Origin of the sequence: Fulverythrobacter ferritrahens (genome assembly GCF_020539485.1) — a bacterium.
Taxonomy (GTDB): Bacteria; Pseudomonadota; Alphaproteobacteria; order Sphingomonadales; family Sphingomonadaceae; genus Andeanibacterium; species Andeanibacterium ferritrahens.
Genome location: NZ_JACDXU010000001.1, coordinates 1,294,640 through 1,318,484, shown reverse-complemented (window position 1 = coordinate 1,318,484; position 23,845 = coordinate 1,294,640). Strand labels below are relative to the sequence as shown.

22 protein-coding genes are annotated in these 23,845 nt (G+C 64.6%); 11 read left to right on the top strand and 11 right to left on the bottom strand.

Annotated features, from left to right (window positions below; translation table 11 throughout):
• Positions 1 to 109: 109 nt before the first annotated feature.
• The gene (locus H0274_RS06395) at positions 110 to 433 is read left to right on the top strand and encodes a hypothetical protein (RefSeq protein WP_226794080.1); all 324 of its coding nucleotides are present in this window, start codon (positions 110 to 112) and stop codon (positions 431 to 433) included.
• Between the two features lie 239 nt (positions 434 to 672).
• On the opposite strand, the gene H0274_RS06390 is transcribed toward H0274_RS06395, so the two are convergent.
• Entirely contained in the window at positions 673 to 1,716 is a 1,044-nt protein-coding gene (locus tag H0274_RS06390) for a GGDEF domain-containing protein (RefSeq protein WP_226794079.1), read from the bottom strand.
• A gap of 69 nt (positions 1,717 to 1,785) precedes the next feature.
• Complete coding sequence (locus tag H0274_RS06385) at positions 1,786 to 2,922, bottom strand: aminotransferase class V-fold PLP-dependent enzyme (protein WP_226794078.1); 1,137 nt, start codon at positions 2,920 to 2,922, stop codon at positions 1,786 to 1,788.
• 1,122 nt (positions 2,923 to 4,044) lie between these two features.
• On the opposite strand from H0274_RS06385, the gene H0274_RS15605 reads away from it, so the two are divergent.
• On the top strand, positions 4,045 to 4,173 hold the full coding sequence (locus H0274_RS15605) for a hypothetical protein (protein WP_264295461.1): 129 nt from the start codon (positions 4,045 to 4,047) through the stop codon (positions 4,171 to 4,173).
• Position 4,174: 1 nt separating this feature from the next.
• Here H0274_RS15605 and H0274_RS06380 read toward each other — a convergent pair whose 3' ends face one another.
• On the bottom strand, positions 4,175 to 6,022 hold the full coding sequence (locus H0274_RS06380) for a DUF885 domain-containing protein (RefSeq protein ID WP_226794077.1): 1,848 nt from the start codon (positions 6,020 to 6,022) through the stop codon (positions 4,175 to 4,177).
• Positions 6,023 to 6,101: 79 nt separating this feature from the next.
• On the opposite strand from H0274_RS06380, the gene H0274_RS06375 reads away from it, so the two are divergent.
• Positions 6,102 to 6,308: a hypothetical protein gene (locus H0274_RS06375; protein ID WP_226794076.1), complete on the top strand. Its 207-nt coding sequence runs from the start codon at positions 6,102 to 6,104 to the stop codon at positions 6,306 to 6,308.
• 9 nt (positions 6,309 to 6,317) lie between these two features.
• Here H0274_RS06375 and H0274_RS06370 read toward each other — a convergent pair whose 3' ends face one another.
• Both H0274_RS06370 and H0274_RS06365 read right to left on the bottom strand, forming a co-directional pair.
• Positions 6,318 to 6,995, bottom strand: a complete 678-nt coding sequence (locus tag H0274_RS06370; RefSeq protein WP_226794075.1) for an energy transducer TonB — start codon at positions 6,993 to 6,995, stop codon at positions 6,318 to 6,320.
• Between the two features lie 193 nt (positions 6,996 to 7,188).
• Positions 7,189 to 7,845 (bottom strand): alpha/beta hydrolase, encoded by a 657-nt coding sequence (locus tag H0274_RS06365; protein WP_226794074.1) that lies wholly within the window; start codon positions 7,843 to 7,845, stop codon positions 7,189 to 7,191.
• A 125-nt stretch (positions 7,846 to 7,970) separates the two neighbouring features.
• Between H0274_RS06365 and H0274_RS06360 the strand changes: the two genes are divergently transcribed.
• The 4 genes from H0274_RS06360 (at position 7,971) to parC (ending at position 13,024) form a co-directional block, all read left to right on the top strand.
• Positions 7,971 to 9,005 (top strand): cysteine desulfurase family protein, encoded by a 1,035-nt coding sequence (locus H0274_RS06360; RefSeq protein WP_226794462.1) that lies wholly within the window; start codon positions 7,971 to 7,973, stop codon positions 9,003 to 9,005.
• 137 nt (positions 9,006 to 9,142) lie between these two features.
• The gene (locus H0274_RS06355; protein WP_226794073.1) at positions 9,143 to 10,228 is read left to right on the top strand and encodes a cysteine desulfurase family protein; all 1,086 of its coding nucleotides are present in this window, start codon (positions 9,143 to 9,145) and stop codon (positions 10,226 to 10,228) included.
• Between the two features lie 2 nt (positions 10,229 to 10,230).
• A complete protein-coding gene (locus tag H0274_RS06350; RefSeq protein ID WP_226794072.1) occupies positions 10,231 to 10,563 on the top strand; it encodes a 2Fe-2S iron-sulfur cluster-binding protein in 333 nt (110 codons plus the stop codon).
• Positions 10,564 to 10,738: 175 nt separating this feature from the next.
• Entirely contained in the window at positions 10,739 to 13,024 is a 2,286-nt protein-coding gene (parC, locus tag H0274_RS06345) for a DNA topoisomerase IV subunit A (RefSeq protein ID WP_226794071.1), read from the top strand.
• Positions 13,025 to 13,165: 141 nt separating this feature from the next.
• On the opposite strand, the gene H0274_RS06340 is transcribed toward parC, so the two are convergent.
• The 5 genes from H0274_RS06340 to H0274_RS06320 all read right to left on the bottom strand — a co-directional run bounded on the left by H0274_RS06340 (position 13,166) and on the right by H0274_RS06320 (position 17,804).
• A complete protein-coding gene (locus H0274_RS06340; RefSeq protein WP_226794070.1) occupies positions 13,166 to 13,915 on the bottom strand; it encodes a hypothetical protein in 750 nt (249 codons plus the stop codon).
• Between the two features lie 282 nt (positions 13,916 to 14,197).
• Positions 14,198 to 15,388: a CCA tRNA nucleotidyltransferase gene (locus tag H0274_RS06335; protein ID WP_226794069.1), complete on the bottom strand. Its 1,191-nt coding sequence runs from the start codon at positions 15,386 to 15,388 to the stop codon at positions 14,198 to 14,200.
• Entirely contained in the window at positions 15,381 to 15,986 is a 606-nt protein-coding gene (locus H0274_RS06330) for a CoA pyrophosphatase (protein ID WP_226794068.1), read from the bottom strand. Before H0274_RS06330 ends, H0274_RS06335 begins: the two co-directional genes overlap by 8 nt.
• 22 nt (positions 15,987 to 16,008) lie before the next feature.
• Positions 16,009 to 16,536 (bottom strand): GNAT family N-acetyltransferase, encoded by a 528-nt coding sequence (locus tag H0274_RS06325; protein WP_226794067.1) that lies wholly within the window; start codon positions 16,534 to 16,536, stop codon positions 16,009 to 16,011.
• Positions 16,537 to 16,622: 86 nt separating this feature from the next.
• Positions 16,623 to 17,804, bottom strand: coding sequence for a PQQ-dependent sugar dehydrogenase (locus tag H0274_RS06320; RefSeq protein ID WP_226794066.1), 1,182 nt, complete (start codon positions 17,802 to 17,804; stop codon positions 16,623 to 16,625).
• On the opposite strand from H0274_RS06320, the gene H0274_RS06315 reads away from it, so the two are divergent.
• From H0274_RS06315 to H0274_RS06305, 3 genes are all read left to right on the top strand, one after another.
• A complete protein-coding gene (locus H0274_RS06315) occupies positions 17,803 to 18,438 on the top strand; it encodes a ribonuclease HII (protein WP_226794065.1) in 636 nt (211 codons plus the stop codon). The genes H0274_RS06320 and H0274_RS06315 overlap by 2 nt on opposite strands.
• Before the next feature lie 572 nt (positions 18,439 to 19,010).
• Positions 19,011 to 20,594, top strand: a complete 1,584-nt coding sequence (locus H0274_RS06310; protein WP_226794064.1) for an ATP-binding cassette domain-containing protein — start codon at positions 19,011 to 19,013, stop codon at positions 20,592 to 20,594.
• A 194-nt stretch (positions 20,595 to 20,788) separates the two neighbouring features.
• Positions 20,789 to 21,922, top strand: a complete 1,134-nt coding sequence (locus tag H0274_RS06305) for a site-specific DNA-methyltransferase (protein WP_319018205.1) — start codon at positions 20,789 to 20,791, stop codon at positions 21,920 to 21,922.
• Between the two features lie 30 nt (positions 21,923 to 21,952).
• Here the strand turns inward: H0274_RS06305 and H0274_RS06300 are convergent, their stop codons facing one another.
• Positions 21,953 to 22,630, bottom strand: a complete 678-nt coding sequence (locus H0274_RS06300) for a CDP-alcohol phosphatidyltransferase family protein (protein WP_226794063.1) — start codon at positions 22,628 to 22,630, stop codon at positions 21,953 to 21,955.
• 95 nt (positions 22,631 to 22,725) lie between these two features.
• Between H0274_RS06300 and folP the strand changes: the two genes are divergently transcribed.
• Complete coding sequence (folP, locus tag H0274_RS06295; protein WP_226794062.1) at positions 22,726 to 23,841, top strand: dihydropteroate synthase; 1,116 nt, start codon at positions 22,726 to 22,728, stop codon at positions 23,839 to 23,841.
• Positions 23,842 to 23,845: the final 4 nt, after the last annotated feature.

Sequence of the window (23,845 nt, the reverse complement as noted above, 5' to 3'; positions counted from 1 at the left end):
GCGATGTTCAGGGCCGAGGAGTCCGAACCCGCTCAGATTTCACTTGCGCCAATGCGGCGAGGGGGCATCATGCCGATCTATCGGTCAGTGAACCAAAGGAGCGGATGATATGAGCCTTTTCGATTCCATCCTCAAAAGCATCTCGGGTGCCCCTGATGACGTTGCCAATCTGGCCGCAAAGATCGGGATCGATCCTGCCACTGCCGAAAAGGCCATTGCCGCTTTGGGCCATGCCCATCAGATGGAAGGCGACACGGTGGAGGCGGCTGCGGCCAGCACCGGGCTTCCCACCGGCACGCTGCAGCAGATCGTGGAGCATATCGGCGGCGAAGGTTCGCTGATGGAGTTTGCCAACATGCTGGACCGCGATGGTGACGGGAATCCGATCAACGACATTACCGGCATCGCAAAGGGCATCTTCGGAAAAGAATGAGGCACCGGCGCGGCCCATGCCCGGCAGGGCATAGGTGCCGCGCACAGGTTGCATGGCATTCCGGAATATCGCCTGCCAGAATCCGGCGGGCCGAAAACCGGGAGCCTGAATCCGGTGGGCCGGAAATTCGAGGGCCCGGAAATTCGATAGACTGGAATTCAATGGGGTAGCGCTTGGGCTTCCCTGTTGTGGCTTCCGGCTCTCTAGGGGGCTGTCCGAAAGGGCAGACGAGGGCCGGATCAGGCCGCCTTGAGGGGCGGCGGCGGGCCGGGTTGCTCTGACGAGCCGCCCGGCCTGCTATTGTCATCGCGGGAAGTCTGCCTGAATTCGGCGCTGGAGGGCAGATCCTCCGCGATCCCGGCGAACAGGGGCAGCGAATCCGTGGCATCCGCAAAACCCCGGCCATCGGGGCTGGTCATCGCCATGGTCAGGGCCGCGCCGTTCTGCTTGGCCTCATACATCAGCTTGTCGGCCAGGCGCAGTTCCTGGTCGATCGAACGTGCCCCCGGCGCAAGGATCAGTGCGCCCACGCTGCACCGCAATTCGTCGGCAAAATCGCTGACTGCGGAATTCATCGCGCGGTGCAGGCGGTTGGCGACCATGATCCCGGCCTGGGAATCGCGCACCGGCATATAGACCAGAAATTCGTCGCCCCCGATCCGGGCAAAGATATCGTCCCTGCGGATCGAGGCGCGGACATGGCGGGCAAAAGCCTTGAGGCTGGCATCCCCGCGGGCATGGCCATGAATGTCGTTCAGCGCCTTCAACCCATCGAGATCGGCATAGGCCAGCACATGCCAGCATTGCGCTTCCCTGATCGGGCCGGCCATTTCGAAAAAGGCCTTGCGGTTCAACGCGCCGGTCAGCGGGTCGGTCCGGGCAAGGCGCCATTCGGTTTCGCAGGCGTGGCGGGCATAGGAAAGCAGGGCGATGATCGCCAGAACCGGCGGAATGCGCACCAGGAAATCCGCCAGAGTTACCGGATTATCATAGGGATAGAGGCTGTCGGCATTCACGACCGCGCCGATCAGGATGCAGACCCCGAATACGGCAATTGCGCGGCGCAGGCCCAGGGCCCATGCGGCCAGCGCGATGAAGCCGAGATAGAGCGGGCCCAGCCAGAGGTCCCGCCCGGTTGCGTAATCGACCAGGCTGGTCAGGGCGATACCCGCGCAGACCGCGATCCATGCCTGCGCCTGCGTGATGCGAAAGGCGATGCCCCGCCGCTCCGAAAAGCCGGCTTCCACCTTCGCACGCTGTTCGATAGCGTGTTTCCTACCCATTTCCGCGCCTTAGCCGACTATCCCTAATGCGCGGTTAATCTGAGGAAACAATGCCGGACCGGTATCTGATCAGGCGGGGAACACCTTGTCGAATGCCGTTTCGAGTCGGGCAAGGCTGGCCGGAACGTCCTTCAGCTTGTCGAGCCCGAACAGGCCGATGCGGAAGCTCTTGTAGTCCGGCCCTTCATCCACCATCAGCGGCACGCCCGCCGCGATCTGGAAGCCCAGCGCGGCGAATTTCTTGCCGTTCTGCAGTTCCGGATCATCGGTGAAGCACACCACCACGCCGGGGGCGCCGAAGCCTTCCGCCGCGACCGACTTGATCCCCCGTGCGGCGAACATTTCGCGCACCTTGTTGCCCTGTTCCCATTGGGCGGCGCAGAGCGTGTCGAAGCCGATCCGCCTGGTTTCCAGCATGGCATCGCGGAACACGCGCAGGGCGTCGGTCGGCATGGTGGCGTGATAGGCATGGCCGCCATTGAGATAGGCTTCCATGATTGTGTTCCACTTGCCGAGGTCAGCGGCGAAGCTGGTGGACTTCGTTTCGCGGCAGCGTTCCAGCGCGGCATCGCGCATCATCACCAGGCCGGCGGAGGGCGGGGCGGACCAGCCCTTTTGCGGGGCGGAGATCAGCACGTCCACGCCGGTCGCTTCCATATCCACCCAGGCGCAGCCCGAGGCGATGCAGTCCAGCACGAACAGACCGCCCACCGAATGGACGGCATCGGCCAGCGCCGCGATGTAATCTTCCGGCAGGATGATGCCCGATGCGGTTTCCACATGCGGGGCGAACAGCACGGCGGGCTTTTCCGCCTTGATCGCGGCCACGGCTTCTTCGATCGGAACCGGGGCGAAAGGCGCATCGGCCCCGCCATTGCCGGTGCGGCGGGCCTTCAGCACGATTTCCTCGGCCGGGATCGATCCCGCCTCGAAAATCTGGCTCCAGCGATAAGAGAAGAAGCCGTTGCGGATCACCATCACCTTTTCGCCAGTGGCGAACTGGCGGGCGACCGCTTCCATCCCGTAAGTGCCGCCGCCGGGCACCACGACGGCCCGCTTGGCATGATAGACCTCGCACAGGATCTCGTGAATGTCGCGCATCACGCCCTGGAATGCCTGGCTCATGTGATTGAGCGAACGGTCGGTGAACACCACCGAGAATTCGAGCAAACCGTCGGGATCGATATCGGGCCGCAAACCAGGCATGTGACTCTCCTTTTCGTGCGCGGCCTTTTTCATGTTTCGGCGCGAGAGGCAAATGGGAGTTGGATTGGGGGCGTGAAGCGGGGGGGGCGGCGGCAAGCACAGACCCCCATCCGGCGGCGAGCCCGGACGTAACGCCATCCTATGGAACAACCAATCGCGCGGCCGGCACGGCGTCAGGAACTGAGGCGCGTGCGGAGCGGGCGGAGGGAGTTGCGAGAGACCGGGCGCCCATCCGCAGCGCCTTGGGTTCGGCCCTTTGATCGGTGATCGGCCAGGAAAGGCGCCACGGGCTCGCGTGCGGCGTGCTTTCCCTCGCGAGTGATCATCTCGCGCCACTGGCGGTGATCCGTCCCGGAGAGCCCGTCCTCCAGGGACAGGTGTGCACGGGCAGAGGAGAGCACCACACATCCGATCATCCGCGTCTGAGCGCTGGAGAGGCATTGCCATTGGGAGAACCGCCCAAGGGAGCACACACCCGCGCCGGCCGCGTTGTTCATGGAACAAGGGAGGCTTGCGGTCGACATCGCGCCCCTCCGGACTGGTAGGTAATTGCAGGGTTGGTAGTCCTGCAATGTGCCGGGGCATATAACCGAAACGGTTCGAAATGTCAAGTGAAAACACCAATCCTATCAATCGTCCTCCGGGCGAAGGCCGGGAGCGCTGGCCGGATTGCGTGGGGTGATGTGGAAGGGTTTCACGCGGAGACGCGGGGGCGCGGAGAGAGAGTGGGCGCTCGCAGAGGCGCAGGGAGGAGCGGCGGGGCGCATTCCCTTCGCGCCTCCGCGTCTCCGCGTGAGTATTATTGGGTTCGCGCAAAGAGCGCGAAGAACGCTGAGGGGCTGCGCTAAACTCAGCCCCCTCGTCATTCCCGCGAACGCGGGAACCCAGTTCAATGGTTGCTGCTAGGTTCCCGCATTCGCGGGAATGACGAGAAGGGGCAGGCCAAGCACCACATCTTCGCGCACTTCGCGGTCTTTGCGCGAAACCAAAAAATCTCTCCGCCTCTGCCAGCTCAAAAACCCTCATCCCACCCGGCTACCGGCACACTCCAGCCTTTCCAGCGGAACGCGCCTTATCCCGCCCAGGTTTATCCCGTGGGGGCGCATGAAGAGGAGAGAAGCAATGACTCGCACAATCCTCACCGCCTTTGCCGTTGGCCTGCTGGGGCGGACGGTTGCAGCCTGCAATACCGTGCGCGGCGCGGGTGAAGACCTCGAATCCGCCGCCGATACGGTGGAGGAAGAAATCTGAGCTAAGAGCGTGCCCCCTCGACGTAGCGGGCGACATTCTTCGCCAGCACGTCGAGCGGGACATTGCCGCCTTTCACCACCGCATCGTCGAAATCCCTGAGGTCGAAACCACTGCCCAGCGCGGCCTGCGCAAGGCTGCGCTGACGCACTATTTCGGTGTGGCCCACCTTGTAGCCGCAGGCCTGGCCCGGCCAGCTGCAATAGCGGTCAACCTCGCTGGCCACTTCCTGCGGATTGTCGCCATTGCGCTCCACGAAAAAGGCCACGCCCTGTTCGCGGGTCCAGCGTTTGTGGTGCAGGCCGGTATCCACCACCAGACGGCAGGCGCGGAAGGCCTGATCCTGCAGATAGCCCAGCCGCCATGCGGGGTGATCGGCATAGGCGCCCAACTCGTCCGCCAGTTGCTCGGCATAGAGTGCCCAGCCTTCGGAATAGGCGTTGAAGGCCAGGCGCGAGCGGATCAGCGGCATCTGGTTGGCATATTCGCCCTGCCAGACATGGCCGGGGATCGTTTCGTGATGGACCAGCGTGGGCAAGGTATATTCGCGGTGCAGATCGGTGGTCATCAGGTTGATCCACATCTTGCCGGGGATCGTCCCGTCGATCGAGCCGGAGCCGCCATAGGCCGTGGGCGCGCCGGGTTCTTCCGACAGGGGCAGGCGGCGCACTTCCAGATTGGCGCGGACCTGCGTGCGGAAGGCTCGCGGCATCTGTTCTCGTATCCAGTCGATCCGCTGCTGGATGAATTCCATTATCTGCGCGCGGCCGGGATCGCCCTCGGCGAACTTGAAACGCGGATCTTCGGCCAGTTCCCGCATACGCTGGCCCACGGGGCCATCCTTATAGCCGATGTCGCGCAGGATTGCGTCCATCCGGCCATGAATCTCGGCCAGCTGGGAGAGGCCCATCTCGTGAATCTCGTCAGGCCCCAGCCCGGTGGTGGTGCTGGCCTTCAGCGCCCAGCGATACCATTCCTCACCATCGGGGCGGGCCCACATCCCGGCATCGTCCGTGGCGCGCGTGCGCTGGTTGCGCAATTCGGCCAGCTGGCGCTCCAGCGCGGGGCGGACCTTGGCGCTCACGATCCGGCCGGCCGCATTGGCCCAGTCGCCGGGAATGTCTTTGGTGCGTCCGGTGAGCGAAGTGACCAGCCCGCCATCGGCCCGTGCATCGGCCAACGAGTTTTCCATCTGGGCGATGGCCTTGTCGAGCAGGAAGGCGGGCGGGATCACGCCCAGCCGCGTGGCGGCCTGCATCCGCTCCAGCTCTCCATCCAGCATGGCGGGATAGGCATCCAGCCGGGCGACATAGGCTTCGGCATCCTCCTTGGTGCGCACGGGATGGTCGGAATCGAGGAATCGCGGGACGTCCAGATAGGCGCCGACATTCTGGATCACCGCATAGGGGGCATTGCGCCAGCTGCCGGTGGCCACGTCGCCATAGGGCAGGGCAAAGCCTTCCAGCGCCGTGGCATAGGCGCTTTCCACCACTTCAAGGCTGGTGAGAGTGGCGGCGTCCAGCCCGGCCTTGTCAAAGGCGCGGACCTTGGCCAGCCCGTCGCGCAGATTGCCCGCATAATGCACCATGCCCTCTGGCGAGAGGTCCGACATGCGGGAACGCAGATAGGCCTTGTCGCCCGTATCGATGCCCAGCCCGGTGGCAGTGCCGGGTTCCAGCTCGATCAGATTCCACGCGATCTCGTCCAGCAGGGCAGAGGCGGACTGGGCCTGCGGGGTGGAGGCCAGGCCCATTCTGCCCGTGCAGCCCGCAAGGGCAAGGGTGGAGATGCCTGCGCCGAGCCCGGCGAGGGTCTGGCGGCGGGTTAGTTTCATCTGAACCGGGTTTTGCATGGGCGATCTGTGGAATGAACCGCCAGCCCTGTCAAATGGCGTGCTTTTCTCCGCCGCACTTCGCCGCTAGAGCAGCGGCATGGACATGGTGCTTTCGATATTGGTGCTGGCGGCGATCGGTTTGTTGATCGGGGCCTTCGTGCTGTGGCGCAAGGGCGGGCAGACGAAGCAGATCGTGCTGATGGTGGTGCTGGCGGCGGTAATGGCCGTCAATGTGATGATCTGGACCCTGCCGGACGAAAGCGGCGAGGCGCCGGTCCAGAAGGCCGCCGCGCTCGCCGAGTAAGTCAGCCGCTCAGTCCGGAATTCTCCAGCTTACCGAACCAGACCAGGTTCCCACGATCTTCTCGCCATTAGCGTTGATGGCCGGTTCGAAGCGGGCACGGCGCGAAACGCTTTTGCAGGTTGCCTCGTCCAGCCCGGCATAGCCGCTCGATCCCGTGATCTCACAGCTCTGCACCTTGCCCGAACTGCTGATGACCACGCGATATTTCGTGGTGCCGGTATGGCCCAGCCGCAGGTCGCGGGCGGGATAGTCGACGGTGGTCACCCAGTTTGCCCGGTCATTTGCGGGGCTGGGGTTCTTCGGGGTGAAGAGCGGCGGCGGAGGAGTGGAGGTGGCCGTGTTGCTGGGCGTGACGGTGGGATAGGCTGCGGGATCGCGAATGGTGTCAGTGAAAGTGGGGATTGGGCCGGGATCGACTTTCACACTATCGTCCCGCGTCGCATCCACCGAGGGGGTGACTGTGGTGATTGTGCTGGAAGGTTCCACACTCGGCTTTTCAGCGGGCGGGGGCGGCGGGATTGTTGGGACGGGGAACAGGACCGAGCGGATCGGCCCGTCCTCTTCCTTCGGAATGAAGGTGGCCGCCAGCCCATAGATCAGCGCCGCGCCAAGGCCCGCATGGATGAGACCCACCGCGAGGATGGAGGTTGCTCTGCTGGTTCCACTCTGTCGGTCGACATAAGCCATGGCATGCTCTCCTTCGTTTCGGCCGCCCATTATGGTCTGGGTGCTCAGGAAAGCGGGCGACCGCTCTTAATGTTACAACATTACATTGTTATGGGGGAGCAGGCAAGCTGGCTCGTGCGGGATACGCGCAAATACGAAGGGGCGGGCACGCCATTGCGCACCCGCCCCCTGAATGTCGTCGATTTCCTCAGCCTTAGCGGATCGGGCAATCCGGCGAGAGACGGAAGTCGAGATATTTGTCCACCGAGCCCATCAGATCCTCCATCTCATGTTCGAAGAAGTGGTTGGCCCGGGGGATTTCCTCATGATGGATGGTGATGTGCTTCTGCGTGCGCAGCTTGTCGACCAGCTTCTGCACGGCCTGCGGCTGCACCACCGTATCGGCGGCGCCCTGCACGATCAACCCGCTGGCCGGGCAGGGAGCCAGGAACGAGAAGTCATACATATTGGCCGGCGGGGCGACCGAGATGAAGCCCCGGATTTCCGGGCGACGCATCAGCAATTGCATGCCGATCAGCGCGCCGAAGCTGACGCCCGCGATCCAGGTGGTCTGCGCCTCGGGATGGATGGACTGCACCCAGTCAAGCGCGGCGGCCGCGTCGCTGAGTTCGCCCACGCCATTGTCGAAGCTGCCCTGGCTGCGGCCCACGCCGCGGAAATTGAAGCGCAGGGTGGCAAAGCCCCGATCCACGAAGGTCTTGTAAAGGCGCTGCGTGATGCGGTCGTTCATCGTCCCGCCCGCCTGAGCATGCGGGTGCAGGATCATCGCCACCGGCGCGCGCGGGCGCGGGGCGGGCTGGAAGCGGCCTTCGAGGCGGCCTTCGGGGCCGGGAAAAATGACAGCAGGCATGATCGGCTCTCGAAATAACGGGTGAGTGCGCGGCTGGCGCGCAGGAAGTTGCTGGCTATATAGTGACGAGTGCGATTTTCGCAATTACCCAGCGCCGAAAGCCAGCAAAAGTCCCCAGAATGCCGTTGATGACAGACCGGATTTATCTCGATTTCGCCGCGACCACTCCGCTTTTGCCGGAAGCGGGGGAGGCAATGCGGCAGGGCTTTGCCATCTGGGCCAATCCTTCCAGCCCCCATGCGGAAGGCCGTAAGGCGCGGGCCGCGCTGGAGGATGCACGCGCCCGCATCAGGGTCTCGCTCGGCTGGGAAGGGGAAGTGGTGTTCACTTCCGGCGCCAGCGAGGCGCTGGCTATCGCGCTGACCCGCGCACAGGCTCCGTTGCTGGCGGTGAGCGCGGTGGAGCATGAATCCGTGCTGCGCCATGCCGGTGATACGAAGCGCCTGCCGGTGGATGCGCTGGGGCTGGTGAATCCCGCCGATTGCGCGCTGCCGGGGCTGGTGGCGGTGCAGCAGGCCAATAGCGAAACGGGCGTGATCCAGCCGCTCGGCGCCGTGGCCGAGGCCGTGCGCGGTGCGGGAGGGGTGCTGCTGGCCGATTGCGCGCAGGGGGCGGGAAAGCTGGCCCTGCCGGATGCGGATCTGATTGCGCTGTCGGCTCACAAATTCGGCGGACCCATCGGCATCGGCGCCCTGCTGGTGCGCGACTGGGCATTGCTCAAGCCAACCGGCGGCCAGGAGCGAGGCTATCGCGGCGGGACGGAGAACCTGCCCGGCGCCATGGCGATGGTCGCCGCGCTGGAAGCGGATCGCGGCTGGCTGGATGAAGCTGTGCGCCTGCGCGCCTTGCTGGATGAGGCGATTGCCGAGGCGGGCGGGGAACTGCTGTGCGAGGAAACTGCGCGCGTGCCCTCCATCGCCGCCTATCGCATGCCGGGCATGTCGGCCAATGCCCAGCTGATCCGCTTCGATGCGGCAGGCTTCGCGGTTTCGGCGGGCAGTGCGTGCTCTTCCGGCAGCCTCAAGGTCAGCCACGTCCTTTCCGCGATGGACTATGCTGATCCGGGGGAAGTGATCCGCGTGAGTATCGGGCGCGAGACGAGCGAGGCGGATGTGCGGGCCTTTATCGATCAGTGGCGTGCTGTGGCGGGCGGGCGGTAGGATGAACTTTCTGCCCGTCACCCTGAACTTGTTTCAGGGGCCATTCCTCCTCATAAACCGGCCTGCCCGAAGGCGCGATGGATGCTGAAGCGAGTTCAGCATGACGTTGATTTTCCGTCGGTGGTTAAGGCAGCGCCATGATCTATCTCGACTATCAGGCCACCACGCCGCTTGCGCCCGAGGCGCGGGACGCGATGCTGCCGTGGCTGGGCGGGCCGGAGACGATGGGCTTCGGCAATCCCCATTCGCCGCACCGCATGGGCAGGATGGCGGCCGCCGCAGTGGAAGTTGCGCGCGAACAGGTGGCAGCACTGCTGCCGCCGGGCGGGCGCGTGATCTTCACTTCCGGCGCGACCGAGGCGATCAATCTGGCAATCAAGGGCACTTCGCAGGGCGGCGCGATTGCGGCTAGCGCCATCGAACATGCGGCGGTGCTCGATTGCGCCGAGGCAATGCGAAGCACTCATCCGGTGCATATCCTTCCAGTGGATCGCGAGGGGTTGGTCAGCACCGATATCCCCTTGCCGCAGGGGCTGGGGCTTCTCGCAATCATGCAGGTCAATAATGAAATCGGCACGATCCAGCCGGTGGAGGCGCTGGCCGATGCGGCCCATGCGGCAGGCGCGCTGTTCCTGTGCGATGCGGTGCAGGGTGCGGGCAAGCTTGCCGCGCCTGCCAATGCCGACCTGATCGCCTTGTCTGCGCACAAGCTCTATGGCCCCAAGGGGATCGGGGCGCTGTGGGTGCGCGACGGGATTTCGCTCGATCCGCAAATGCATGGCGGCGGGCAGGAACAGGGCCTGCGTTCCGGCACGCTCAGCCCTGCGCTCTGTGCCGGTTTCGGCGCTGCGGCCAAGCTGGCGAAGGAGCGGATGGAGGCCGATGCCGCCCATGTCGGCGCCTTGTGGGCGCGGGCGAGCGAACTCTTGGCAGGCTGGACGCTCAACGGCAGCGCGGATGCCCGCTGGAAGGGCAACCTCAATATCAGGCGCGACGGGCTGGATGTGGCCCGCCTGATGTCGGACCTGCGGGATGTCTGCTTTTCCGCCGGTTCTGCCTGCGCCTCGGGCTCGGGCCGCCCCAGCCATGTGCTGCGCGCGCTGGGCCTTTCCGATGGGCAGGCAAAAAGCTCGATCCGGATCGGGTTCGGGCGCTATACGACGCTGCAAGAGATTGAGGAGGCAGCCGGGAAAATCAGCCGGGCCGCCGAAGCGCAGGATTGAACATGGTCAAGGTCACATTCGTCACCACCGAAGGCAACCGGGTCGATGCGGAAGGGGCCGAAGGCACTTCGCTGCTGGAGGCCGGGCAGGCCGCCGGCATGCCGCTGGAGGGCACGTGCGAAGGGCAGATGGCCTGTTCCACCTGCCATGTGATCGTGGAGAAGGACTGGTTCGCCCGGCTCAAGCCCGCCAGCGACGACGAGGAAGACATGCTCGACCTCGCCGCCGCTGTGGAACGCACCAGCCGCCTGTCGTGCCAGATCGTGCTGACGCCCGAACTGGAGGGGTTGACCGTGCGCATCCCCCGAGAAAGCCGGGACGCGCAGGGTTATTGAGGAAACTGGTCATTGCGAGTGGCAAGGCCGCGAAGCAATCCAGAAACCAACGCGCGGGGCTCTGGATCGCCGCGTCGGCTTCGCCTCCTCGCAATGACGATATTTAGCCGTCGATAATGTGGATTCCCGCACAAGCTTGCTAGAGCGCCCGCCTTCGGGGTGTTAGGGCTGCGTCATGGCCACCACGACCGATGAAGATGACGCATTCGATGCGATCGTCGATGCCCCGTTCGATTCCGCATTGTCGGAGCGCTACCTCGTCTATGCGCTCTCCACCATCACTGCCCGGTCGCTGCCCGATCTGCGCGACGGGCTGAAGCCGGTCCACCGCCGCCTGCTGTGGGCGATGCGGGCGCTGAAGCTCGATCCCGCCAATGCCTTCAAGAAGTCCAGCCGCGTGGTGGGCGACGTGATCGGCAAATATCACCCGCATGGCGACGCGGCCGTCTATGACGCGATGGTCCGCCTCGCGCAGGATTTCTCGCTGCGTTACCCGCTGGTGGAAGGGCAGGGCAATTTCGGCAATATCGACGGCGATAATGCCGCTGCCTATCGCTACACCGAAGCGCGCCTGACCCGCACGGCCATGCAGCTGATGGACGGGCTGGACGAAGGCACTGTCGACTTCATCCCGACTTACAACAATGAGGAAGAAGAGCCTGAAATCTTTCCAGGTCTTTTCCCCAATCTGCTGGCCAATGGCGCCACCGGCATTGCCGTGGGCATGGCCACTTCCATCCCCAGCCACAATGTTGCCGAGATCATCGACGCCACGCTGGAACTGATCGGCAATCAGCATGTCGAACATGCGCGGCTGATGGAACTGTTCCACGGGCCGGATTTCGCGACCGGCGGCGTGATCGTGGACAGCCCGGCGGCGATTTCCCACGCCTATGAAACCGGGCGCGGCGCCTTCCGCGTGCGGGGGCGCTTCCATGCGGCCGAGGCGAAGGAAGAGGCGGATCGCGACGCGGGGATCGAGCGGCTGGGCGGCGGGCAATATCAGCTCGTCATCTCCGAGATCCCCTACATGGTCCAGAAGGGCAAGCTGATCGAACAGATCGCCCAGCTGATCGCCGACCGCAAGCTGCCGATCCTGGAAGATGTGCGTGATGAGAGCGACGAACAGATCCGCATCGTGCTGGTGCCCAAGAGCCGCAATATCGACCCGGAATTGCTCAAGGAATCGCTCTACAAGCTGACCGATCTGGAAAGCCGTTTTAGCCTGAATCTCAACGTGCTGGATGCCACCCGCACGCCGATGGTGATGGGGCTGAAGGAATTGCTGGGCAACTGGATCACCAGCCAGATCGACATCCTGCAGCGCCGCACCCAGCATCGGCTGGAGCGCATCGCCGCCCGGCTGGAACTGGTGGAAGGCTACATCATCGCCTTCCTCAATCTCGACCGCGTGATCGAGATCATCCGCACCGAGGATGAGCCCAAGGCCGTGATGATGGCCGAATTCAACCTGACTGACCGGCAGGCCGAAGCCATCCTCAACATGCGCCTGCGCAGCCTGCGCAAGCTGGAGGAAATGGAGCTGCGGCAGGAACATGCCGATCTGCTGGCCGAGCGGGACGAACTGGAAAAGCTCCTCGGCTCGCCCGACCGCCAGCGCACCCGCCTGACCCGCGATCTCAGGGCGCTGCGCAAGGAATATGCGGAAGATACCGTCCTCGGCCGCCGCCGCACCACCATCGCGGAAGCCGCGCCCACCGTGGAATTCACCATGGATGCCATGATTGAAAAGGAACCGGTGACGGTAATCCTTTCGGCCAAGGGCTGGATTCGCGCGGCCAGGGGCCATGTGCCGCTCGATCAGGAATGGAAGTTCAAGGATGGCGATGGCCCGGCCTTCGCGCTCCATTGCCAGACGACCGACAAATTGCTGATCGCCGCCGATAATGGCCGCTTCTACACTCTGGGGGCTGACAAGCTGCCCGGCGCACGCGGCTTTGGCGAGCCGATCCGCACCATGGTGGATATAGAGGCCGACGCCGGGATCGTGGCCGCGCTGGCCTACAAGCCCAAGGGCAAGCTGCTGCTCGCCGCCACGAACGGCAAGGGCTTCGCCGCCGAGATGGACGAGCTTCTGGCCGAAACCCGCAAGGGCCGGCAGGTGGTGAACGTCAAGGACAAGGTGAAGCTCAGCGTGGTCCGCCCCATCGCGGAGGAAGACGATCACATCGCCGTGGTGGGCGAGAACCGCAAGCTGATCGTGTTCCACTTGCAGGAAGTGCCTGTGATGGGTCGCGGGCAGGGCGTGCAGCTGCAACGCTATCGCGATGGCGGTATGTCCGATGCGGTGACTTTCAAGCTGGAGGATGGCCTCAGCTGGACAATGGGCGGCGAAACGGGCCGCACCCGCACGGAAAAGGACATCCGCATGTGGAAAGTGGCGCGCGGCGCGGCTGGCCGCCTGCCGCCCACGGGCTTCCCGCGCGACAACAAGTTCTGACGGGATGGTCGGGGCGCGACCTGGTCGCGGAATCCCCAGCCTCCGCTCGTCCTGAGCGGGCGTAGAGGTGGATCAAAGGCACGAAAAAGGCCGGGTGCGATTGCTCGCGCCCGGCCTGTCCCGTCGCTGTCAGCGGGAAATCTAGCCTGCAGTGGCAGCGTCGAGCGCGGCCTTGTCGATCAGCAGAGCCGGGTTGCCTGCGGCATCGGCGGTAAAGAGATTCTTGGGCAGCGTAATCGGGCCTGCGGAACGGTCGATCACCACATTGCCCTGGGCGTCCAGCTCGCGAATGGTGCCGACTTCCACACCGTCCGAAGTCTTGACAGTCTTGCCCGCGGTCAGCGCGGCTTCAAGCGCAGCCTTGGCCTTGCCTGCGGCTTCGAATTGCGGGGCAAGCGCCTGGTCGAGCTGTTCGGCAGTGAAGGGCAGGGCAAGCTGGCCGGCTTCGTTGGCGTAGAACTGATCCTTGGGGAACGCGGTGTCGATGCCCTTGTAGGTCACCACAACGGTGCCATCGGCTTCGATCGACTTGACGGTGCCCAGATCGCCGCCGGCGGCGCCCTGAATAGCGGCCTGAGGCTTCAGCACAGCGGCCAGCTTGGCAGCGGCTTCGGCATTGGCCTTGGCCACGAATTCATCGAGCCCGGCCTTGGTCAGGCCGATCAGCGGGCCCTTGGCGCCCTTGCCGAAGGAGGAATTGGGCAGGGTTGCCTTATGCGTGCCGGTATCGACGATGACGTAGCCGTCACCCACTTCCACGATCTTGCCGACTTCACCGGCATCGGAGCCATAGACGGTTGCGCCCACGGCAAGGCCCACATCGCTCTGCGCAGCGGCGGGAATGCTTGCAAAGGCAAGCAACGAAGCTGCGACCATTTTTGTGAACTTCATTGACTTACTCCGTATCTGTCAATTCGTACTCAATGCCCGGAGGAACCGGGCAGACCCTGCGCCAAGACGCAAGAAACCGGATAGCGAGCCCGCCGAGATCGCGGGACGAGGAAACCCTCCACGGGGCTAACCATGTCGGGTGCGGTCGGGTTTGTTATCGAAAGATAGCAAAATTGCACGCGAAAATGTGCCCTTACCTTTCCATCAAAGCTGCCGGTTGGCAACGCCCAAAGCTCTCAATTCAGGGATGAAGTGAGGCTGAAGCAGGCTGAAGGGCAAGGTTCAGGCAGGCAATTCGGCTTCGAGAAGGCGGAGTACCCGTTCCCGGTCGGGAAAGCCTTCCGATATCCAGCGTGCTTCCACCGCGCGCAGGATTCGCGCCACTTCGGGCCCGGCTTTGATTCCGCGCTGCACGATCTCCCCACCCTTGAGGGGAAGCTGGGGAATCTCCCAGTCGCTGAGCGGGGCAGGATCGCCTCCGCACAGGAGCAGCCGGTCCTGTGCGCATTCGGTTCCGCAGCGATAGGCGAGGGCAAGCGGATTTGCCGCATCGTCCGCCTGACGGCCGGCCACGCAGGCCAGCCGGTCACGCTGTGCGCGCGAAAGGCGCAGCCGCGCTGCGACGCCTTCCGCCACCTGCGGGGAGAGGGGCAGCAGGGCGGCCATGCGGCGGATCGCCTGTGGGGCAAGCCCGGCCTGCCGTTCCGCCCCGATCAGCGTGGGCAGGGCTTCGATCGCCGGGCGCTGCACCTCGGGTAACACCACGCCCAGCACGCCGCGCTGTTCCATCCGCAGCAGCGTGTCCGATGGATCGGGCAGGCCGAGCAGATTGAGCAATTCCATCGCCACACGCTCGCGGCTGAGGCCCTTGAGCATGGCGGCGAGTTCCGCGCAGGCTTCTTCAGCCTCGCTGTCCAGCGCCGATCCGAAGCGCGCCTGGAACCGATAATAGCGCAGGATGCGCAAATGGTCCTCGCGGATGCGCTGCCGGGCATCCCCGATAAAGCGCACACGGCGCACAGCAAGGTCGGCCAGCCCGCCGAAATAATCGTAGATCTCCAGCGTGCGGGGATCGGCATAGAGCGCGTTGATGGTGAAATCGCGGCGAGCGGCATCGTCGCGCCATTCGCTGGCATATTCCACCGTGGCGCGGCGCCCGTCCGTTGAAACATCGCGCCGCAGCGTGGTGATTTCCACCTTGCCGCCGGGCAGCAGGGCCGTGACCGTGCCATGGTCGATCCCGGTGGGAACCGTACGAATCCCCGCGCGCTTCAGCCGCGCCATCACATCCTGCGGCTTGAGCGGCGTGGCGCAATCCACATCTGCCGCATCTTCGCCCAGCAGCCCGTCCCGCACGGCGCCGCCGACCCAGCGAGCGAGACTGGTGCCATCGGGCGCGTTGCCCAGGGCATCCACCATGCGGTGCAGATCGTCGCGCTGGGTCCAGGGCGCGCGGGGGAGATAGTCAGCCACGGATGAGTCCTTCCCAGGCGAGGCGCTGCGAGAGATTTTCGATGATCGCGGCAGTGACGCCCCAGATGCGATGCCCCTCCCAGACGATCTCGGTATATTCGCGCAGCCGCCCGCGATATTCGGCCTGCTTGCGCACACGGTTCGCCGGATCGAGCACGAATTCCAGCGGAGCTTCGAACCAGTCCGACACTTCGTCGGGATTGGGGATGATCGGCAGGTCCGGCGGGAGGACGCCCATCACCGGAGTAATGTCATATCCCGTGCCCGTGATAAAACGATCCGTGGCACCGATAATCGATACATTAGAAGGGCTTATGCCCAGTTCCTCATGCGTTTCACGAAGGGCGGCCATCACCGCATCCTCGCCCGGATCGAGCTTGCCGCCGGGGAAGGCGACCTGTCCCGCATGCTGGCGCATGCCCAGGGGGCGATGGGTGAGGAGCACGCCCGGTTGTGCCCTGTCCGTCACGCCGATCATCACTGCGGCCGGACGCACTTCACCCGGCGGGGCGAAGGCGGCATCGGTCCGCAGGCCGGGAAGCTGCACTCCGTGGCCTTCGTCGAAGATGATCTTGAGGCGATCGAACAGCGGGCTCATCGCGCTGCCGTGCCAGAACTGATCAGCCCCGCCAAGGGCCGAGCGTACCTTCCTTGGGGAGCACGGCGGGATTGGCCGCGCGCACGAGCAGCCGGTCCTGCTCATAGGGGCCGGGGACGGTCCAGCCGCGTGTGGGCGCGGCGCTGAAGCCGAAGAAGCGGCCATAATAATCCGCATCGCCGATCAGCACCTGCGGCAGGGGCGCGCGGTCATCCAGTGCGCCGAGCATGGCCAGCATCAGTGCCTGGCCGAAACCTTCGCCCTGCCGTTCCGGAACCACCGCCACCGGGCCGACCATCAGCATCGGATGGGCGCGCCCTTCCGGATCGGTGAGGGCAACCGGCCAGGCCTGGATCGTGCCGACCAGATGGCCTTCACTGTCCAGCGCAGCGAAGCTCAGGCCCGGAAGCCAGTCCATCCCCTCGCGCACCTTGTAGGCGGTTCGGCCGAACCTGCCCGGCCCGAAGGCACGATCGAGCAATTGCTCGACCAGTGCGGGGTCAACCGCATCGAGCGGGATCAGGGTGGGGGAAGAGTCGGCAGCGTCCATGGGCCGCGCCCGATAGGGTCAAGCGGGGTGTGGCGCAATCAAAACCGCGTGGACAAATCCACGCAGCCGACAAGGCGCGCCCCCGCTTACTCCTTCGGAGTGAGCTTCAGCAATTTGCCGCCCGGCCCGTCGCCCACCACCCAGATGGCGCCATCCGGGCCCTGGATCACATCGCGCACTCGCATGCCCATCTTGAAGCGTTCCACTTCGCGGGCCTTGTTGCCATCGATCTCCACGCGCACAAGCGCCTGCGTCTTGAGCCCGGCGATCAGCGCATTTCCGCGCCATTGCGGGAACAGCGACCCGGAATAGAAAATGAAATTGCCCGGCGCGATGACGGGGTTCCAGCTGATTGCCGGCCCGGCCATGTCGGGCCGAGTGGCATTGCGGGGGATCGGCGTGCCCGAATAATCATCGCCATCGGAAACCAGCGGCCAGCCGTAATTCTTGCCGGGCTCCACGAGATTCAGCTCGTCACCGCCCGCGGGGCCATGCTCCAGCTCCCACAACCGGCCCTGACTATCGAACTTCATACCCAGCAGATTGCGATGGCCATAGGACCAGATCTGGGAGGAAACCCCGCCCCTGGAGGCGAAGGGATTGCCCGGTGCGGGCGTGCCATCGGGCAGCAGGCGTACGATTTTGCCCAGATTGGTGGACAGATCCTGCGCGGGGGCGCCCTGCATTCGTTCGCCGCTGGTGATGAACAGGTGGCTGCCATCGGGCGAGAAGGCAATGCGGTGCGAGAAATGGCCGAAGCTGGCGATGGCAGGTTCCTGCCGCCAGATCACTTTCAGCCCTTCGATCGCGCAGCGCGTATCGCCGCTGCAATTGAGCTTGCCCATGCCGACCACGGCGCGGCGCTTGTTCTCGGGGTTCGGATCTTCGGCGCGCTCGGCCCAGCTCAGATAGATGCGGCGGCTGGTCGTGTAATCGGGTGCGAACACGAAATCGCCGAGCCCGCCCTGGCCGCCATAGGCAACTTCGGGAACGCCGCTCACCTCGCCAATCGCGCCGCTGGGCGTCAGGAACTGGATCGCGCCCTTCTTCTCGCTGATGAAGAGGTTCCCGGTGCCCGGCTCGAACGCCATGGCCCAGGGCTCGTTGAAGGCGCCCATCTGGGTCACGGCGAAGGGGCCGATCGTATCTTCGGTGGAATTTGCGACGGACTGCGCCGAACTTTCCCCGGAATAGGCGGAGTTACAGCTTGCGAGGGCAATCGCGGAGAGGGCAAGAAGCGGGACAGAAGGCCGGAAATTCCTGATCATGCTCTGCTCAACACCCAATCCCCGTTTTTGTGCCGAGCTTGGCGCAGAAAACCTTCTTGTCGGTGTGGACGAGGCTGGTCGCGGCCCGCTGGCGGGCCCAGTTGTGGCTGCTGCGGTGGTACTGTGCAAGCCCCGGCCCAAAGGTCTGGACGATTCCAAGAAGTTGTCCCCAGCAAGGCGCGCCAAGCTCGATCTTGCGATCCGCGCGCGCTGCGCCTGGGGGGTGGGCGTGGTGGATGTGGAGGAGATCGACCGGATCAATATCTTTCAGGCCACCATGCTGGCGATGAGTCATGCAGTGGCCAATCTCTGCGCGGCGCTGGAGGCAGAACCGGCGCAGGTGCTGATCGACGGGAACATGACCCCGGCCGGAAGGCGCGAGGAATGGCGCTGGCCCGCGCGTGCCATCGTGGGGGGCGATGCGCTGGAACCGGCCATCTCCGCTGCCTCTATCATCGCCAAGGAATATCGGGACCGGATGATGCGCGAGGCCGCGCTGGCGCACCCGCATTACGGATGGGAGAAGAACATGGGCTATGGCACGCCCGAACATCTGGCCGCCCTGCGCAGGCATGGCCCATGCCAGCTCCACCGCAGGAGCTTTGCTCCGGTGGCGCAGATGGAGCTGTTTTAGGCGGGGCACGGATGTCACCTTTCCCGACAGGAAAAGGTGCTGTTTTGTACAATGTGTGTCATCCCCGTGTAGCGCGGTTTCGAGCCGTTTTTCGGCGTAAGGCGCGACCCTGAGTGTAACCTTTCGTTTCGGCATTTGGTGCAGGATCTGGCGAGCGGGAAGTGCGCGAGGGGGGGAGGATTCCGGGCGGCTCTTCGGGCAGGATAAACGCCATTTCGCAATGTGCAGGAAAGTGATTTGTGGTGAGTGGCGCGACTTTGGAAATGTCCAACCTCCGTTCGTCCTGAGCCTGTCGAAGGACGCGCGCCAGATTTGATTTCAGACTCGTTTCCTCCTCGGGGGAGGGTGCCAGTGATTTCCCAAGGACTCCGGTCTCGCGCGTCCTTCGACAGGCTCAGGACGAACGGGTATAGGTATGGGTGTGACGAGGGCTTGACCCCAATTGGCCCGCCGCGCCCGATATGCTACGAACAGCCCGCAAGACGGGCATCGTGCCTGCCGGCAAGGAGCAGCAACCGTGATCACGCAGATGGAAAGCCGCCTTTCCTCTCGCGCCAGCTTCACGGTGAACCATGCCTGCCTTTCTTACTTTCGACCGGATTTCCGCCGCCCGTCCTGACGGGGGCCTGCTTTTTTCCGATCTTTCACTCGCCATCGGGCGCGAAGCTGTCGGCCTCGTCGGGCGGAACGGCTCCGGCAAATCGACCCTGCTGGCCATTGCCGCCGGGCTTGCTGCGCCTTTGTCGGGAGACGTAACCCCTACCGGCCGTGTCGGCTTCCTGCGCCAGATTCAGCCCGATGCCGGGGCGATTGCCTGTGCGCTGGGCGTGGAGGCTCCGCTCGCCGCCATGGCACGGCTGGAGGCAGGGGAAGGCACAGCACAGGACGCCGCCCTTGCGGAATGGGATTTGCCCGAACGGCTCGACGCGGTGCTGTCCGGTATCGGGCTTGCGGGGCTGGACCTTGCCCGCGATGTAGCCGGGCTGAGCGGCGGGGAACGCACGCGGCTGGCCATCGCCGCGCTGCTGCTCGACGCGCCGGATTTGCTGCTGCTGGACGAGCCGACCAATAATCTGGACCGTGAAGGGCGGGAGGCAGTGCTGGCCCTGCTGCGCGGTTGGCAGGGTGGGGCGCTGGTCGCCAGCCATGACCGCGAATTGCTGGAGGAAATGGACCAGATCGTGGCCCTCTCTCCGGTCGGCATCACGCTTCATGGTGGTGGCTGGGGCGATTTCGTGGAAGCGCGCGATGCCGCTCGCGTTCGGGCGGAAACCGAGCTGGACTGTGCCCGCCGCACCCAGCGCCAGCAAGTGCAGAGGGCGCGCCAGCGGGAGGAAGCGCAGGCCCGGCGGGATCGCGCCGGGCGCGCACGCAGCGAGCGGGGCGGGGAGCCGAAGATATTGCTCGGCGCGCTCAAACGGCGGGCGGAAGCCTCGGCCGGGGCGCTCGATGCGTTGGCGGAGCGCCAGTCGGAAGAGGCGAGAGCACTGGTGGAGCAGGCGCGCAGCCGGGTTGAAGTGATTACCCCGCTGTCGATCGACCTTCCGCCCAGCGGGCTTTCAGCCGGGCGCAGATTGCTCGCCTTGCGGGATGTGGTGCTGGAAGTGGACGGCAAGCCTATCCTGGGGCCGGTCTCGTTCGAGATTACAGGGCCGGAGCGGGTGGCGCTGAGCGGGCCGAATGGCAGCGGCAAGACCAGCCTGTTGCGCATCGTGCTGGGCGAGATTGAGCCGACTTTGGGCGAGGTGTTCCGCGCGCCCGGCGCCATCGCCATGCTGGATCAGCACGCCGCGCTGCTCGATCCGGGGGCCAGTCTGATCGAAGCCATGATGGCGCGCCATCCCGGCATGACCCGCCACGATGCCCATGCCGCGCTGGCTCGCTTCGCCTTCCGCAATCGCGAGGCGGAGCGGATTGCGGGCACGCTGAGTGGCGGGGAAAGGCTGCGCGCCGCGCTGGCACTGGTGTGTTCCGGCAATCAGGTGCCGCAATTGCTGGTTCTGGATGAGCCGACCAATCATCTCGACCTCGAAGCGGTGGAGGAACTGGAGCGGGCGCTGCAGGCCTATGACGGGGCTATGCTGGTGGTCAGCCACGATCCCGCTTTCCTTTCCGCCATCGGGATCGGACGCGAAATCGTGCTGGCAAAAAAATAATCGGGCCAGAGTCCGCTTCGCCACACCCCCTACATATCGAGTCCTGCCATCGCGGCGGGACTCCATATGCTGTGGCGGACTCATTTCGTTCTCGTCAGACACTTCGTGCGGCTCGCCTCGGAAGCCGCGACTCGTGGGTTGACGCGGGACTCCGGAGGATTCACCCTGTGCGCCAGTACAGGGGATTATTTTTGATGGTACAAGTCCTGACAAGGCCGCGCGTAGCCGCGCGAAAGACCGATATTGCCGCAAGGCCCGAACTGCCGCTGGGCAAGATCCTGACCGGCGACTGCATCGAGGCCATGCGCAGCCTGCCCACCGCCAGCGTGGACATGGTGTTCGCCGATCCGCCCTATAACCTCCAGCTGGGGGGCGATCTCAATCGCCCGGATGGCAGCCATGTGGATGCCGTGACCGATGATTGGGACCGGTTCGACAGCTTCAAGACCTATGACGATTTCACGCGCGAATGGCTGACGGAGGCCCGCCGGGTGCTGAAGCCGGACGGTTCGCTGTGGGTGATTGGTTCCTATCACAACATCTTCCGCGTCGGCGCGATCCTGCAGGATCTGGGCTTCTGGATTTTGAACGACATCATCTGGCGCAAGTCCAACCCGATGCCCAATTTCCGCGGCACGCGCTTCACCAATGCGCATGAAACGCTGATCTGGGCGTCGCAGGGCGAGAAGGCGAAATATCACTTCAACTATCGCGCGATGAAGACGCTGAATGACGAGCTTCAGATGCGCAGCGACTGGGTGATCCCCATCTGCAGCGGGCAGGAACGGCTGAAGAAGTCCGGTTCCAAGGTCCACCCCACGCAGAAGCCCGAGGCGCTGCTCTATCGCGTGATGCTGGCCACCACCGAAAAGGGCGACGTGGTGCTCGATCCCTTCTTCGGCACCGGCACCACCGGCGCGGTGGCCAAGCGGCTGGGCCGTGAGTGGATCGGCTGCGAGCGTGAAAGCGCCTATCGCGAAGCCGCGCTGGAACGGATCGAAATGGCGCTCCCGCTGGACGAAAGCGCGCTCAAGACGATGCAGAGCCGCAAGGATCAACCCCGCGTGGCCTTCGGTGCGCTGGTGGAGGCCGGCCTGCTGGAGCCGGGCGCCGAACTGTTCGACAAGAAGGGCCGCTTCCGTGCGCAGGTTCGCGCCGACGGCTCGATTGCTTCAGGCACGGAGACGGGCTCCATCCACGGTGTCGGCAAGACCCTTCAGGGCGCGCCCAGCTGCAATGGCTGGACCTTCTGGCACGTGGAGCATCAGGGCGAGGTGAAGCCGCTCGATGCGCTGCGCCAGCTTTACCTGTTGACTATCGAAGACTGATAGATCGACCTTCCCCGCAGGGGCGCCGGATTACCGGCGCTCTTGCGCGGCGAGCTGTTTCGCGGTTTTCAGGGTCTGGATCACGAACAGCAAGATCATCAGCGCGCCCGCGCCGCCAAAGGTCAGGTCAAAGCCGGAAACATCGGCAAACCAGTCCCGATCATAGCCCATTCCCATCATCACGAAGGTGGTGCCGATCAGCACGAAGCGCAGCTCCGTCGGGCCCATGGCGAGATAGGACAGGCGCATTTCGCCCAGCACATGCGTGGCGAGGAAAGCGTGGATCGACAGCAGGAGATATCCGGCCAGCGTTACCATGGCGACATCGAAAGTGACGTAGGGGCTGAGGCCGATCCCCGCGAGGATCAGCAGCAAGGTCAGCCCATCGCAGCTGTGATCGATGAAATAGCCGAAGCGCGGCCGTTCGATCTTGCGATAGCGGGCGAGGCTGCCGTCGAGTGAATCCCCGAACCACTGGATGAAATAGCCGGCAATCGCCAGCCACAACCAATGCGAGCCAAAGGTACTGAGCGCATAGCCGGCGAAAATCGCCACCGCGCCCACCACGCCCGTTCCAGTAAGCAGATCGGGAGTGACCCAGCCGGGGAGCCTGGCGCAGAGCCAGTTGAGGAGCCGACGTTCGGAAACCGCCAGGACATTTTCCTGAATGCGCGCGACCGGTTGATGAGCCTTTTGGCCTGATGTCATGGGCGGCTTATGTAATCAAATTGAAACATGCACAAGCTCGGCCTGTCGCAGCAGCCCCGTTGGCGCAGGCCCTTTCGCCTGATAGGTGCGCGCGCATGACGCAAAAGCTCTATCTCTGCCCGACCAGCCTGGTGGCCTCTCCCCAGAGCGTGGAGGGCGATGCGATCCGGCTGGCCGGCAGCCTGGCCTATGCCCATGGTTTCGCGCTGATCGTGGCCGAAGAGGGACGGGTTGTCTCCAGCCAGCAGGTGACGGCGCGCGGTATGGAGCCGGCCCTTGGCGCTCTGCCTTCGGGGCTGCAGAGGGAAGGTGGCCTCCAGTGGGAAAACCTGCAGAAGGCCCATAGCCCCCTGCAATGCGGAGAGCGCGTGGTGCGGCTGGATCAGCCGCAGGTGATGGGTATCCTGAACGTCACGCCCGACAGTTTTTCCGATGGCGGCAAGTTCTTGGACGATCCAGCCGTGGCGAAGGATCACGCCGCCGCCATGCTGGAAGCGGGCGCGGCGATCATCGACATTGGCGGCGAGAGCACACGCCCCGGCGCTGCCGCGGTGTGGGAAGGGGATGAGATCAAGCGCGTCGTTCCCGCGATAGAGGCTGTGGGCCAGATGGGCGGCGCGATCAGTATCGACACCAGGCGTCCGGCAGTGATGGAGGCCGCACTGGCGGCCGGGGGGCATATCATCAACGATGTTTCCGCCCTGCGCCACGACCCGCGCAGCCTGGGGCTGGCGGCAGCTTCCGGCGCGCCGGTGGTGCTGATGCACGCCCCGGGCGATGGTGAGGATCTGCATGCCGATGCCCGGTATGACAATGTAGTGCTGGATGTGTTCGACTGGCTGGCACATGCGCGCGACCGGGCGATTGCGGCGGGCATTTCCCGCGAGCTGATCGTGCTCGATCCCGGCATCGGCTTCGGCAAGACGCTGACCGAGAACCTCGCCCTGCTCAATGCGTTGCCCCTGTTCCACGCATTGGGCCAGCCGCTGCTGCTGGGGGCCAGCCGCAAGCGGATGATCGGTGCGCTATCCAACGAGGCTCCTGCGCATCAGCGGCTCGGTGGTTCGCTGGCCGTTGCGCTGAAGGGAATGGATGCCGGTTATCACCTGCTGCGTGTGCATGACGTGGCCGAAACGGTGCAGGCCCGCAATGTATGGCGCGGGCTGCGCGATGCGGCGCTGACGGATTTCAGCTGCCTGCCGGGCATTTGATCCT